Origin of the sequence: Sulfurovum sp. bin170 (genome assembly GCF_010892395.1) — a bacterium.
GTDB lineage: Bacteria > Campylobacterota > Campylobacteria > Campylobacterales > Sulfurovaceae > UBA1140.
The window spans coordinates 1-14,621 of record NZ_JAACKB010000075.1; the positions used below are offsets into that span (position 1 = coordinate 1).

At 37.9% G+C, this 14,621-nt stretch carries 16 protein-coding genes; 7 read left to right on the top strand and 9 right to left on the bottom strand.

Annotated features, from left to right (window positions below; all coding sequences use genetic code 11):
* The 4 genes from GSY74_RS01740 to GSY74_RS01755 all read left to right on the top strand — a co-directional run.
* On the top strand, positions 1–286 hold a 286-nt coding region (locus GSY74_RS01740; protein WP_223157427.1), incomplete at its 5' end, for an HNH endonuclease.
* 64 nt (positions 287–350) lie between these two features.
* Entirely contained in the window at positions 351–650 is a 300-nt protein-coding gene (locus tag GSY74_RS01745; protein WP_164663396.1) for a hypothetical protein, read from the top strand.
* Positions 647–814: a type II toxin-antitoxin system VapC family toxin gene (locus tag GSY74_RS01750; RefSeq protein WP_164663397.1), complete on the top strand. Its 168-nt coding sequence runs from the start codon at positions 647–649 to the stop codon at positions 812–814. Before GSY74_RS01745 ends, GSY74_RS01750 begins: the two co-directional genes overlap by 4 nt.
* Before the next feature lie 31 nt (positions 815–845).
* Positions 846–1,202: a hypothetical protein gene (locus GSY74_RS01755; protein ID WP_164663398.1), complete on the top strand. Its 357-nt coding sequence runs from the start codon at positions 846–848 to the stop codon at positions 1,200–1,202.
* On the opposite strand, the gene hypF is transcribed toward GSY74_RS01755, so the two are convergent.
* From hypF to GSY74_RS01775, 4 genes are read right to left on the bottom strand one after another with little or no spacing between them, the layout of a single operon-like run.
* Positions 1,160–3,358 carry a carbamoyltransferase HypF gene (gene hypF / locus GSY74_RS01760; RefSeq protein WP_164663410.1) on the bottom strand — a complete coding sequence of 733 codons (2,199 nt, stop codon included), beginning with the start codon at positions 3,356–3,358 and terminating at the stop codon, positions 1,160–1,162. The two genes, GSY74_RS01755 and hypF, sit on opposite strands and share 43 nt — an antisense overlap.
* Positions 3,358–3,699 (bottom strand): hydrogenase maturation nickel metallochaperone HypA, encoded by a 342-nt coding sequence (gene hypA, locus GSY74_RS01765; protein ID WP_164663399.1) that lies wholly within the window; start codon positions 3,697–3,699, stop codon positions 3,358–3,360. The genes hypF and hypA overlap by 1 nt, the downstream gene beginning before the upstream one ends.
* Positions 3,699–4,697: a hydrogenase expression/formation protein HypE gene (gene hypE, locus GSY74_RS01770; RefSeq protein WP_164663400.1), complete on the bottom strand. Its 999-nt coding sequence runs from the start codon at positions 4,695–4,697 to the stop codon at positions 3,699–3,701. The genes hypA and hypE overlap by 1 nt, the downstream gene beginning before the upstream one ends.
* Positions 4,697–5,335 (bottom strand): TIGR00730 family Rossman fold protein, encoded by a 639-nt coding sequence (locus GSY74_RS01775; protein WP_164663401.1) that lies wholly within the window; start codon positions 5,333–5,335, stop codon positions 4,697–4,699. The genes hypE and GSY74_RS01775 overlap by 1 nt, the downstream gene beginning before the upstream one ends.
* A 124-nt stretch (positions 5,336–5,459) precedes the next feature.
* Here GSY74_RS01775 and GSY74_RS01780 point away from each other — a divergent pair, with 124 nt between their 5' ends.
* Entirely contained in the window at positions 5,460–6,422 is a 963-nt protein-coding gene (locus tag GSY74_RS01780; protein ID WP_164663402.1) for a 6-phosphofructokinase, read from the top strand.
* A 28-nt stretch (positions 6,423–6,450) separates the two neighbouring features.
* Here GSY74_RS01780 and hypD read toward each other — a convergent pair whose 3' ends face one another.
* From hypD to sucC, 5 genes are all read right to left on the bottom strand, one after another.
* A complete protein-coding gene (gene hypD, locus GSY74_RS01785; RefSeq protein ID WP_164663403.1) occupies positions 6,451–7,578 on the bottom strand; it encodes a hydrogenase formation protein HypD in 1,128 nt (375 codons plus the stop codon).
* The gene (locus tag GSY74_RS01790) at positions 7,568–7,816 is read right to left on the bottom strand and encodes a HypC/HybG/HupF family hydrogenase formation chaperone (protein ID WP_164663404.1); all 249 of its coding nucleotides are present in this window, start codon (positions 7,814–7,816) and stop codon (positions 7,568–7,570) included. The genes hypD and GSY74_RS01790 overlap by 11 nt, the downstream gene beginning before the upstream one ends.
* Positions 7,816–10,383, bottom strand: a complete 2,568-nt coding sequence (locus GSY74_RS01795; RefSeq protein WP_164663405.1) for an HAD-IC family P-type ATPase — start codon at positions 10,381–10,383, stop codon at positions 7,816–7,818. Before GSY74_RS01795 ends, GSY74_RS01790 begins: the two co-directional genes overlap by 1 nt.
* Before the next feature lie 154 nt (positions 10,384–10,537).
* The gene (gene sucD, locus GSY74_RS01800) at positions 10,538–11,407 is read right to left on the bottom strand and encodes a succinate--CoA ligase subunit alpha (protein WP_164663406.1); all 870 of its coding nucleotides are present in this window, start codon (positions 11,405–11,407) and stop codon (positions 10,538–10,540) included.
* Positions 11,407–12,582, bottom strand: coding sequence for an ADP-forming succinate--CoA ligase subunit beta (sucC, locus tag GSY74_RS01805; protein WP_164663407.1), 1,176 nt, complete (start codon positions 12,580–12,582; stop codon positions 11,407–11,409). Before sucC ends, sucD begins: the two co-directional genes overlap by 1 nt.
* A 261-nt stretch (positions 12,583–12,843) precedes the next feature.
* On the opposite strand from sucC, the gene GSY74_RS01810 reads away from it, so the two are divergent.
* On the top strand, positions 12,844–13,128 hold the full coding sequence (locus GSY74_RS01810; RefSeq protein ID WP_164663408.1) for a hypothetical protein: 285 nt from the start codon (positions 12,844–12,846) through the stop codon (positions 13,126–13,128).
* A gap of 65 nt (positions 13,129–13,193) precedes the next feature.
* Positions 13,194–14,567: a Fic family protein gene (locus tag GSY74_RS01815; RefSeq protein ID WP_164663409.1), complete on the top strand. Its 1,374-nt coding sequence runs from the start codon at positions 13,194–13,196 to the stop codon at positions 14,565–14,567.
* Positions 14,568–14,621: the final 54 nt, after the last annotated feature.

The following is a 14,621-nucleotide window of genomic DNA, read 5'->3' on the forward strand; positions in this document are numbered from 1 at the left end:
AAGAAAATTCAATCTCAATATATCAGGAATTTTTGGAATGCTAGAAGTTGATGAGTCTGATAATGTAAAAGACTTATTAAATAATAAAAAAAAGTTATTAAGAAAAAATATACCAAGTTGGGCAAAAAAAGCAGTTTTTTTTAGAGATAGAGGTACATGTACTTATTGTAAAAAAGATTTATCTGGAATAATCAATATTTCTAACAATTATCATATTGACCATATTGTACCTTTGGCAAAATACGGATTTAACGATATTTCAAATGAATATGAAAAGTGGTACTAATTAACTCATATGAAAATTAAGTTTCAGAAATAATAAAATAAAATCAAATAAAAGGAGTAAGAAAATGTTACAATTACAAATTAATAGTCCTGAAATGCAAGATATTTTTGAGACAAAGTTTCACTCTAACCAAGAGAAGTTTATGGAGTTTATTGTCTCTTTTATTCAAGACAATAAAAGAGCTATAGATAACTATTTCCATAAAAGTAATAAACCAACTTTTAAATACAAAAAGTTAAACCCAATGGAGAACTACTATAAACTACCTGTTGAGGAGAGTGAAACAGAGATGACTAATCCATTTAAAGATGTTGAAGATTCGGTTGCTTTTGCAAAAAAACTACGAGAGGATTCATATAGATGATACTCCTTGATACCAATATTTTGATAGAGTATATAAAGGGAAACAAATCGCTTATTGAGCCTTATCATTTTGAAGAGCTGTTTATTAATGATATTGTTGTGATGGAACTCTATCAAGGTGCAAGAAGCAAGAGTGATTTAAATTTTATCAAAAAACTCTTTTGAAGAGCTACTGGACGGAGTTGATTTAGATGAATTGAAAAAATGGTACAACGGTTATAACTTTTTGGGAGAGGGTGTCTATAATCCTTTTGATATTTTACTCTTTTTCTCTAGGAATAAGATTTATAGTAACTATTGGTTTGAGACAGGTAATCCCTCATTTTTGATTGAAGTTTTAAAACAAAATAGATATTTTATCTCTGATTTTGAAAATATTGAAATGGATGAATCCAATTTGGGAAATTTTGATATAGACCATATACAGTTAGAAACGCTTCTTTTTCAGACAGGGTATTTGACTATTAAAGAGGTAAGAACAAGATTTAATCAACGCGTGTATCATCTAACTTATCCCCATTTAGAAGTGAGAACACCCATCGCCTGTCCATAAGCAATCGCCCCATCATTACTCACAAAATCTTTTGGCAAAATCACATTAGGAATTTTATCCATAATCAATCGAAGCAAGACTCTGTTTTGAAATACTCCACCACCGAGAACCAGAGGTAGATTATATTTTTGATACATGGCAACTATAATCTCAACAAGGGTATTGAAAAATTTTGATACGGCTCTGTTTCTGTCGCTCTCTTCTAATATCTGTATAACGATATTAGAAAAATCAATTTGCCCATCATCGAAGTAAAATCTATAATGGTCTCTGATATTTTCATTATAAAAACTCTCCAATAGGAGTCCACTCTCTCCCTCGTAACTACAGACTTGCACTATATTTAAAAGAGAGGCTACAGCGTCAAATAGTCTTCCACAAGAGCTACTCCACGGTGCGTTTAATCCTTTTTGCCATGTGATATAGAGTGTTTTTAGTTCAATCAAAGAGAATGATTTAGTAACATCACTCTCTATATCAAAAACTTGTTCACCATAAATTTCAAATAGAAAAGCAAGTGCCACTCTTCTGGGTTCTTTTATCGCTTTTTCGCCACCTAAGAGTCTGAAATATCTGAAATGTCCAACTCTCTTATACTCATGTTGGTCACAGATTAAAAACTCTCCACCCCAGAGATTGCCATCATCTCCATATCCTGTTCCATCAAAGCTGACTCCTAAAACTTTTGAAGTGATACGGTTTATCCCCATCGTTGCTAAGATATGGGCATGGTGGTGTTGTATTTGGATAAGTTGCAGGTTGTAATTTTTTGATTTTAAGACTTTTGCATATTGGGTTGATGCATAATGGGGATGTTTATCACAAACGATTATATCTGGCTCAAAGTTATAGATTCGTTTCAGTCTCTCTATCTGGGATTTAAAGTTTTGAACCGTTGAAAGCGAGTTCAAATCTCCAATATAGGGCGAGAGTATTACTCTGTTATCAATACAGATGGCTATGGTATTTTTTTGATTGGCTCCAAGAGTGAGTATTTTTCTGTCGGTTTTAAAGGGGAGTTGCAAATAGGTTGGTGCATATCCTCGTGCATTTCGTAAGATAAAAGTTGTCTCATGTTCTACAAACAATACCGAATCATCACAACCATTGACGATGTCTCTATCGTGATCTAAAGCGTAATCCCAAATATTAGAGAGTTTCATAATCTCTTTATAAGTGGTACAGAGTGGTTCACCTGATAAATTTGCACTGGTTGTCACCAATGGTCTATCTAACTTTTGTAATATCAATTCATGTATCGGGGTATAGGGTAAAAACAGACCAATTTGGTTTATCAATGGAGCGATTAGAGTGCTAAGTGTTAAGTGGGGAGGATGAAGTTTTTTTAGTAGAACAATGGGTCGTCTATTTGAGGTTAGAAGTTGCTCTTCGGCTCTATTGACCATTGCGATTTTTTTGACGATCGCCATATCTTTTACCATAATGGCAAAGGGTTTTGAGGGTCTCTGTTTTTTTGCTCTTAAGCGTTGAAGACTCTTTTCATTGGTAGCATCACAAACCAGATGATAACCACCAATCCCTTTTATCGCAACTATTTTCCCCTCTAGTATAAACTTGACCGTTTCATCAATGGAGTTGGAGAGTGTAGCCCCACAATCAAAACATCCAATGGGTTGTGCATGGTATCTTCTATCTTTTGGGTTATTATACTCATCTTGACATTTTTGACACATCTTAAACTTGCTCATGGAGGTCTTATCTCTATCATAAGGCAAGTTTTTAATGATACTAAATCGTGATCCACAGTTTACACAGCTTATAAATGGGTAGTGATATCGCCTGTTGTTTTTATCGTTTAACTCTTTTTGACACGCTTGGCACATGGCAATATCAACAGGAATTTGTAACGAGAGTTTGGTCTGTTTTTTACTTTTTTGTATGGTGAATTCACTAAAGCGTTCTCTCTCTTCTACTAACTTAAACTCAATAGACTCTATATGGCTTAGAGGAGGAGCAGTCTCTTTAATGGCTTCTATAAACTTCTTAAGTGACCCCTTGGTCGTATCTACCACAATCAAGACACCATACCCACTATTGGTGACATACCCTTTCAGACCAAAAGTCAAAGCAAGATTATAAATATAGGGGCGAAATCCCACCCCTTGAACCATGCCTCTTATCTCAATATGAAACATCACTCCAGTTCCAACTGCATTAAAAACATCTCTTCACCATCGAGTACCTCTATATCCACGCCGTTACAGTTTGGACAGCAGTACTCATTTTTCTCTAGTTCGCTTTGACTGTTACAGCTGTTGCACTCTATCTTTACTTTTTGTATATTCATAACAAACGCACATCCATCACAAACGGTCTCCTCTTTGAAGAGTTCAAATGCACTCTCTAGCAGATAAGGTTCAACACCACTCACAACCCCAATTTTTATCACGACTTTGGTGACGCGTGTTGCACTATTTGTTTTGACATGCTCTTCACAACTCTCTATTAATGATTGGACGATGGAGTACTCATGCATCAGCAAATCCGTGGCAAGAGTTCACCACTGGGCATATCGAGAAATCGTTGCGTACCCCATGCTGAATGTAAAATAACTTTTTTAGGATGTCGATTGGTTACTCTACCAATGGTCGTTGCACTGTTATTAAATGCTTTTAATATCTCTAACGCTCTTGCTTCCTCCTCTTTTTTAAGAGCCAAAACAAAAGTTCCCTCATTGGCTAAACTGGTTGCGTCAAACCCAAGTATCTCACAAAATCCCATCACCACATCGCTGACAGGAATGGTCTTCTCCTCTACCTCTATACAGATATTGGACTGTTTTGCCCACTCATTGAGTACGGCACTAAGCCCTCCTCTGGTTGCATCTCTTAATGCCGTAATGGCTATATTTTCATCAAGCAGTTTTTTGACAATAGGGTAGAGTGAAGCACAATCACTTTCTAAATCACCACCAAGGTCAATCCCCTCACGAGAGGCAAATATGGTCGCTCCATGAGACCCAATATCTCGACTTACTATTATAATGTCATTGGTTCTGATTTTATTTGAACTGATACCCTTTTTAACCACTTCTCCAATGCCCGTGGTATTGATAAATATCCTGTCCACACTCCCTTTTGGCACTACTTTGGTATCCCCACTGACGATAATAGCACCGTTTACCAGCAACTCTTTTCGCATTGATTCGACGATAACTTCAAGCTCCTCTATACTAAAACCCTCTTCAAGTATAACACTACAGGTCAAATACTTAGGTTTTGCCCCCATCATGGCTAAGTCATTACAAGTCCCACAAATACTAAGTTTACCTATATCACCCCCAGCAAAAAAGAGAGGAGTCACGGTAAAACTATCGGTGGAGAATGCCAACTTCCCCTCTTCTATAATGGCTGAATCTTCACTCTTGTTGAGTATCTCATTATCAAATGCTTTGTAAAAAATTTCTCTTATCAGTTCACTGTTCTCTTCTCCACCATTTCCGTGGGCTAGTTTTATTTTATCGGTTTTTTTCATCATCTGCTCTTTTTAATATACTCAATCGCTTCATCAATACTATCAGTAATCAGATAAGATAACATATCTTGCTTATCTATATATTGATGTTTGAGCATCATTCTAAAAAAATCCTCCAAAGGTTCAAAAAAAGATTTTCCAAAAAGTATAATCGGAAAATTCCCCATCCTCTTGGTCTGAACCAAACATAAAGCTTCAGAGAGTTCATCCAGTGTTCCAAACCCCCCAGGCATTACAACAAAAGCAACTGAATATTTCAGAAAAGTAACTTTTCGTGCAAAAAAATATCTAAATTCTAGTGAAAGTTTGACAAAAGGATTAATTTTCTGTTCCATTGGAAGTCTGATATGCAATCCAACAGAGATGTCAGCACCCTTATTACCAGCCTCCATAATACCACCTCCACCACCCGTCATAATGGCATACCCCTCTTTGGAGAGCGTGGTCGATAGCTCACAAGCTATCTTATAATATTTATCATCCGTGGGTGTTCTCGCACTTCCAAAAATAGATACAGCAGGAGGAAGTGTACTTAGTTCATCATACGCATCTGTAAAATCTCCAATAATTTTAAACAGTCGCCAGACATCTTTATCTTTGTTTTTATTGTCTAAAAATTCTTTCTCTAGGTCTTTCATCACTCTCTTCCTTGTATATCAATCCATTTTAAAAGCTAAATAGTATACATCAACAAAACTTGAATTTAAGTGATTTCTATCTTACTGTTTAGTATAATTTAACAATTAAAAATAGGAGTTCAATATGGGTTCAATCGCAATAATGTGTTCAGGTGGAGACAGCTCTGGAATGAATCCTGCCATTAAAAAGTTTGTTGAGTACGCCCTTGATAAAAACTTGACACCCTATTTTATTTTTGATGGACTTGAAGGTTTAATTGATGGAGATATTAGAAAAGCAGATTATAAAGATGTGACTGGAATCATCCATCTAGGTGGAACGATGATTCGCACATCAAGGTCAAAAAGATTTTATGAGTTTTCCAATAGAGAGATAGCCTATCGTAATTTACAAAAAAATAGTATTGATAAACTTATCGTCTTGGGTGGTGATGGAAGTTTCAAAGCGATGGATATTTTCTCTAAAGAGTTCAACATCTCTTTTATCGGAATCCCCTCAACCATCGACAACAACATCAATGGAACGGACTACTGCCTTGGTGTTGATACGGCACTCAATGTCATTAGAACTGCCTTAGATGAGATTCGAGACACCGCTTTGTCTTTCAAAAGAGCATTTGTGGTTGAGACCATGGGAGCAGATTGTGGATACTTAGCACTCATATCAGCCCTAACCAGTGGTGCAGAAATTTGTATCATTCCTGAGATAAGATATGATTTAGAGGCATTGCAAAAAAAGATAAGCGAAGAGATGAAAGAGGGTAGAACAAATATTTTAGCCGTAGTTGCTGAGGGTACAAACGATACTGATAAGATAAAAGAGTGGATAGAGAGAGATTTAAAACTAGAAGTACGAGAGCTGATACTAGGTCACATACAAAGAGGAGGAAGCCCTAGCGTATATGATAGACTAATGGCATTTGAATTTATATCCTATGCTATAGATAGATTGATGCAAGATAGTGTTAATGAGATAATTGTTTATAGGGATGCTAAGTTTGAATTTTTAGAAGTTAATGAAGTTGTCAAAGATAGACATAGGATTAATGATAAGCTTTTGGATTTGGTGGTGAGGTTGAGTAAGTAGGGTGCGATTGCCATCGCACCATTTAGAGTTAAGGCGAATCCCCATACCGATAATAAGCCGAACAAGCCCCCTCACTACTAACCATACAACTCCCCAAAGGTCGAGACGGCTTACAAACCGTGCCAAAAACTCTACAATCTTTCGGATTGGCTTTCCCTTTCAGAATATCTCCACAGATACAGAGCTTATGGTCATCAATCTTAGCAGTTGACAATTTATCTCTGTATCTCACCTCGGCATCAAGATGTCTGAACGCATCTTTTAATCTGAAAGAGCTTTGAGCAATATCACCTATCCCCCTCCATCTAAAAGAGTCACTCTTTTCAAAAAACTTATCATTCAATCTTTGAGCTCTACGGTTTCCATCTTTGGTAACGCTTCTTGAGTATTGCACTTCAACTTCACATCGCTTCTCATTTATCTGTTTGAGTATCATAAAGAGGGATTCCATCATATCCACAGGTTCAAAACCACTCACCACGACGGGTTTTTGGTAATCTCTTGGGAACTCATCGTAAATCTTACTTCCTGTTATGACACTCACATGGGCTGGTGCTATGAAAGCATCTATTTTGTTCTCTTTATCATCCAGTAGAACTTTCATCGGCTCAGGTACGGTCACATGATTGATATGAAACAGCATGTTTTTTATATCTTGAATAATGACTTGGTTGATGAGTGCAGAGGTCATGGGGGTGGTGGTTTCAAATCCGATTGCAAAAAATATAATGGTTTTATCGCTGTTCTCTTTGGCTATTTTGATAGAGTCCAGTGGAGAGTAGACAAACCTCACATCAGCACCATTGGCTCTTACATCTTGTAGGCTTGATTGGCTACCTGGAACTTTTATCATGTCTCCTAGAGTCACCAGTATGATATTGGAGAGTTGTGCCAAAGCGATGGCGTGGTCTATTCGCTCTTTTGGCATTACACAGACAGGACATCCTGGGCCATGTATAAAGCTTATATTTGGGGGGAGTAGTTGTTTTAGTCCATATCGCATAATGGTATGGGTATGACCACCACACACCTCCATGATATTGAGTTGGCTGTTTAGTTTTTCTGCCTCTTTTGCGATTAATTTTGCATAAGATTTTATCACCTCTGCTTGTCGAAATCCACTATAAAAATCTTTTAACTCTAGTCTATCTTTCATCCTCTGCCTCTAAAATAACCAGTATCTCTCTGTAGGTTTCAAGAGACAACAGAGCATCTTTTTCATCTATCTTATTCATAATAAATCCAATATGAATTAAAACATAATCTCCTATCTGAATATGCTCCTCTTCTATCAAATCCAAACTTGCCTCTCTACTGACACCCATCGTATCAATGGTAGCCATATTGCTGATTTTATCTATTTTTGTTACACGACTCGGTATTGACAGACACATTATTGGAGTCTCCTTCTAACCATTTTTTCTATCTCCATGACCACCATAAGTATCAACGCGATACCCAACAGTACTCCCCATTTTTTTAAATCGACTGGCTGAACATCCAATAGAGACTGCATAAAAGGATTGTACATAGAGAAGATATGAACTCCTTGAGCGATGATAACGGAGAGCCATAAAAACCTGTTTTTGCTATGGTCAATTTTAAAGATGGAGTTGTTTTCTGCTCTGGAGTTAAAGACATGTACATTTTCAAATAGAACCATCAACAGCAGGGTCATATTTCGTGCCATCTCTTCACTGTATCCATATTGGAGTAGCGTATAGAAGAGTACAAATGCCGATATTCCCATATATAGACCACCCACAATCACTCTACTAATCATAATGGTGTTAAATATAGGCTCTTTGGGGTCTCGTGCCTCCCTTTTCAGGACACTTGGTTCAGCTTTTTCAAGTCCCAGTGCCACATCTTGAATCCCATTGGTCACCAAATTGAGCCACAACAGTTGCACAGGCAAGAGTGGTATAGGGACAAAAAATAGCATAGATAGCAGGATAAGCACAATCTCAGCAAAACCTGTAGAGATAAGGAGATGGATAACTTTTCGTATATTGTCATAAGCGACTCGTCCCTCTTCAATCCCATTAACGATAGAACCAAATGAGTCATCCGTCAAAATCAAATCACTCGACTCTCTGGCAACATCCGTTCCACTTTTTCCCATAGATATACCGATATTGGCTCGTTTAAGTGCTGGGGCATCATTGACACCATCTCCCGTGACGGCTACAAAATGACCTAAATCTTGAAAAGTTTTAACGATGAGCTGTTTCTGTTCAGGGGAGACTCTGGCAAATACTCTTTTGTGTGCGAGTTCCTCTTTGGGTGCACCATTTTCTATCCAGTGAGCAATCGCTTGACCATCAATCACCTCATCTTTACTGATAGCAATACCAAGCTCTTTGGCAATAAAAAAAGCCGTATTGGGATGGTCACCTGTAATCATAACCACTTCGACACCCGCCTCTGAAGCTGTTTGGATAGCATCTTTGACACCCTCTCTTAGTGGGTCAATAATGGTAGCAAAACCAAGGTAACTATAGCCATCTTTTGCCAGTTCATCCTCTTCACTTATCTTATATCCCAAAGCGATATTTCTAAACCCTCTCCCTGCCCACAGATTGACTTGTTCCAAAACCGTGTCTGAACTATTGTCTTGAAAAGTACATTTACTTAGAATCATTTCAGGTGAGCCTTTTATAAAGTGTATCTTTTTACCACCCAGTCTATAACTCATTGCAGAGAATTGATTTTCAGGTTCATAGGGCATCACCTCTATAGGTGTAATCTCTTTTTGCAGTTGAAAAAGTGAATCATCTATATCAAGTGCATATCTGGCTAAGGCGACATCGACTTGGTCGCCTAAAAAATGGTACTTCGACTCCTCAACCGTGCAAGTCGATTCATTACATAGTATGGCACATTTGAGTATATACTCATCCGTAGCTTCGGTCGCTTTATAGATTTTGGTAGGGGTGATAAACTGCTCAACGCTTAGTCGGTTTTGCGTCATCGTACCTGTCTTGTCACTGGCAATCAGCGTACAAGACCCCAACCCCTCAATGGCTGAAAGTTTACGAACGATAACATTTCGTCTGCTCATAACCGAACTTGCCATACTCAATGCTACCGTTATCGCAACAGGAAGACCCTCTGGAATGGTAGATACGGCAATCGCAACGGTGAGGAAAAATATATCTTTCAACTCACTCTCTTGATAGATACCCACCATAACAATAAGCACCACAATAACGCCAATAATCTTTGCGATATTGATTGAAAACTTCTCCATGCGTAACAGCAGAGGTGGTTTAGAGACATGAGATGAGGCAAGGAGCGAAGCAATCTTCCCCACTTCCGTCTGTTCACCTATGGCAGTCACCACACCTACAGCACGACCTTTGGTAATCATGGAACCTGCATAGAGCATATTTTTTCTATCACCAATGGGCGTATCTATATCATCATAAACAGTATTGGCATCTTTGGTCACATCAATGGATTCCCCTGTCAGCAGTGACTCATTGACCGACAAATCATTGGTCTCAATGATTCGTATATCAGCAGGTACTTTCACCCCTGATTCAAAAAACAGTATATCCCCCACGGTAATATCTTGACTAATTAGTTCCACTTTTTCACCATCTCTCAAAACAGTCACATAGGTCTTAATCACTTTTTTAAGAGCATCAGCCTTCTGCCCTGCTGTATACTCTTGAAATGTTCCAATCAATGCATTGATAAACAGAACAGCCAGTATAAATCCACCATCCGTAAACTCTTTAATCGCAAAAGAGATAATCGTAGCAATCAATAAAACATAAATAATGGGGCTTTTGAACTGTTCAATGAAAATATCTAAAATGGTATGTTTTTTGGCATCTGGTAGAGAGTTTTGTCCATAGTGTTTATTTCTCTGGGTTGCCTCATGGGTGCTTAGTCCATCTAAGGTGCATTCTAGGTCTGTTAAAGTAGATTGGATATTTTTGGTGTAGAACATGGAGTTGTTACGCTTTCATTTATTAAACTAAAAACATTATAACACATATTATAACTGAATTCATTAAGTCTAAATCAAAGATGGTCGGTAAACTAACCCTACAGAATATTTAAATATCTGTAGGGTAGATTTCATCGACCAACAATCAAAAAAATTAAGAAAGAACCTCTTTAATAGCCTTCCCAATCTCAGCAGGAGAGACAACAACTTTAACACCAACAGCCTCTAACGCTTCCATCTTCTCTTGTGCAGTTCCTGAACTACCAGAGATAATAGCTCCAGCGTGACCCATTGTTTTACCTGGAGGTGCAGTTTGACCAGCGATAAATGCTACTACTGGTTTGGTTACATTCTCTTTGATAAATGCTGCTGCTTGGATTTCAAGGTCTCCACCGATTTCACCAATCATTACGATTGCTTCTGTCTCTGGGTCATCTTGGAACATCTGTAGAAGTTGAATGTAGCTAAGCCCGATAATTGGGTCTCCACCGATACCAACTGCCGTTGTGATTCCGAAACCTTCGTTACATACTTGGTTTGCACCTTCGTAAGTTAATGTACCTGATTTTGAAATAAGACCAACATTACCTTTTTTGAAGATATTACCTGGCATGATACCTATCTTACACTCTTCAGCTGTGATTACACCTGGGCAGTTTGGTCCGATTGTCATCATTCCGTGTTTTGTAGCGTGAGATTTTGCCATCTGCATATCTCTTACAGGTGCACCTTCTGTGATGATTACAGCAAGTTCGATTCCAGCCTCTGCTGCTTCCATTACCGCGTCACCCACAAATGCAGGTGGAACAAATACCATAGATACAGTTGCCCCTGTTGCATTTACAGCATCTTTTACTGTGTTGAAAACTGGTTGACCAAGATGAGTTTGACCACCTTTACCTGGAGTTACACCACCTACGATTTGTGTTCCATAAGCGATACACTGCTCTGCGTGGAATGTTCCCTCTTTACCTGTGAACCCTTGTACGATTACTTTTGTATCTTTGTTTACTAGAATACTCATTACTTCTCTCCTTTAGCTGCTGCAACTGCTTTGGCTGCACCGTCACCCAAATCATCACCAACAATAAGGTTAGCGATATTTGCATTTTTCAAGATTTCAGCTGCTTCTGGTGCATTTGTACCATCAAGTCTAACGATTACAGGAACATTTACATCTGTAATCTTAGTCGCTTCGATAATTCCATTTGCGAGTCTGTCACATCTTACGATTCCACCAAAAATATTAACAAAAATTGCTTTTACATTTGGATTTTGTAGGATAATCTCGAAACCTTTTGCAACAGTTTCAGCATTTGCCGAACCACCAACATCAAGGAAGTTTGCAGGTGTTCCACCCATATAGTTGATTGTATCCATTGTACCCATCGCAAGACCAGCACCGTTTACCATACAACCGATTTCGCCATCAAGAGCAACATAGCTAAGACCATATTTAGCCGCTTCCATCTCATCTGCATCCTCTTCGGTGATGTCTCTCATGTCTGCAATGAATTTCTGTCTTCCAAGAGCAGAGTTATCAAAGCCCATTTTTCCATCAAGCGCGATAAAGTCACCCGCACCAGTTTTTACAAGTGGGTTAATCTCAATCATCTCTGCATCAGTATCCATATAGACTTTATAGATTGATGCTGCAAATTTCATCAATTTTTTCTGCTCTGCTTTATCTGTGATTCCAAGACCAAAAATAAGCTCTCTAGCGTGGAAACCTTGGAATCCAATAGCTGGGTCAATCTCTATTTTGATGATTTTCTCTGGAGTATTCTCTGCCACAGTCTCGATGTCCATACCACCCTCTGTTGAAGCCATGATAATTGGCATCTCAGCAGCACGGTCAAGTACAACAGAAAAGTAAAGCTCATCTTGGATGTCTGCACCCTCTTCGATATATACTTTGTTTACTAATTTACCCTCTGGACCTGTCTGGTGAGTTACCAAAGTCATTCCCAAAATCTCATCAGCTAGTTCTCTAACCTCATCAATCGACTTAGCTAGTTTAACACCACCACCAAGTCCTCTACCACCTGCGTGGATTTGTGCTTTTACAACCCAGATGCTACCACCTAGCTCTTCTGCATTTGCTACTGCTTGGTCGACAGTTTCAGCGATAATACCTCTTGGTGTTGGTACACCATACTTAGCGAACACCTGTTTCGCCTGATATTCATGAATATTCAATGTGGACTCCTATATTTAAAGTTGAAACAATTATACGCAGATGTGAGGTAAACTTTAATTAATACTTAATTTATCCGATATGAAAATCATGAATTGTTAAATATCTACACACAAAAAAAATTAGATATTTTTAATATTCTCTAAAAGATAAAATGTGTTGTTTTAGGCGTGAAGAAAAGTAACATATGCCTTTTTTTAAGCTTATATTGCTAATTCATATAAGTTCTGCTATAGTTATATACACTATAAAAGGAAGTAATGATGGCAGAGAATGCAACAGCGGTAGTAAGAATGGAAGAGGGTTACATGAGACTGACTTTGGAATATGATGACCCAACTTTCAAGACGGATATTTGTAAATATGTAGGTGAAGCAGAGAAAGATTTGGAGATTTATCCAGAGGTTTTACATAGACGAGATAATCCAAAAAAGTGGTTTACAAGTATAGAGTTTTCAGGTGATGATTATATCTGTAGTCGCAGTTGTGGAGATTTTATTGAGATGGTTGTTAGTGGACTTGGAATCAAGAAGTGTATTTCTGACTAGTATCATTTAAAGTAGTTTTCAGCTATAATAACGCAAAAATAAAATTTTGCGTTAAAAGAGTCCTTATGGCAAAACAAATTATAGAAAAAGCACCAACAGAGTTCAACTTCTCAACAAAAAACATAAACAAGATACACAACTTCCTCGAAGAGAATAGCCAATACAATGAGCTAATGAGATATTTCACTAAATACCAAGATGTGGACAAAAAAGGTCGTTATCTCTATTGGGATGAGTTCCGTTGGCGTGTTGAGAAAGATGATAATCCACAGATGGCTTGGTGGGCGACAAAGATGATGCGTCTCTTTAAACTCAAACAGATTGAGATATATGACAAAGAGGAGCATCACTTTAATTTCTGTATCCCTGATTCACTTCAAGCCAAACTATATAAGATATATAACTTCTCTCGTCAAGGGATTGTCCCCACCAACTCACTAAAACAAAATTTTCTCATCTCTTCGCTTATAATGGAAGAGGCGATTAGCAGTTCACAACTAGAGGGGGCTTCGGTTACGAGAAGAATAGCAAAGGACATGCTCTCTCGTGAGCGAAAACCTCGCAGTGAGGATGAGCAGATGATACTCAACAACTATCTTTTGATGAAAGAGCTAAAGATAGTCAAAAATGAGGAGTTGACCATTGATATGATTCTCTCTTTTCACAAGATAGCTACTCTAAATAGCAGTGAGAATGGTGTAATCCCTGGGCAATTTCGTGAGGATAATGATATATTTATTAGTAGTGGGCGAGATGGGGAGGTAGTTCATCAACCACCATGCTACACGCAAATCCCAGAGCGACTAGCCAAAATCTGTATCTTTGCCAATGAGCAACATGATGGAGAGCATGGGTCTGTTTTTATCGACCCTGTGGTCAAAGCAATTATCTTGCATTTTATGATAGGTTATGAACACCCTTTCTCTGATGGTAATGGACGGACTGCTAGAGCGATTTTCTATTGGTATATGCTCAAAAATGGATTTGACTATTTTGAGTATATCTCTATCTCTAAGTTTCTTAAAGAGGCTCCAAAAAAGTACGGAATGAGTTATCTATATAGTGAGATAGATGATAATGATTTGACCTATTTTATCTATTATCAGGTTGAGGTGATTTTAAGGGCTGTGAATGAGCTACTTAGTTATCTACAAGCCAAGAGCCGTGAGTTTGAGGAGATTGCTATGCTACTTTCAGGCTCAAAAATAGGTGAAAAGCTTAATTTTGTGCAGAAAGATATTGTGAAAAAGGCTCTCAAAACCCCAGGGCGAATTTTTACGGCAAAGGAGATTTCTGTGGATTATGATGTTTCGGCTAATTCGGCTCGGAAGTATTTGAATGAGTTGGCGAAGTATAAGATACTGATTAATTCTAAGAGTGGAAAGACGATTGTTTATATTGCTCATTCTGATATTAAAGTGGTATTATTAGACAGTTAGAAAGGAAGAAGATGGATGCGTTAATTAGGTTTACAGAAAAACAAAGTCTTCAAT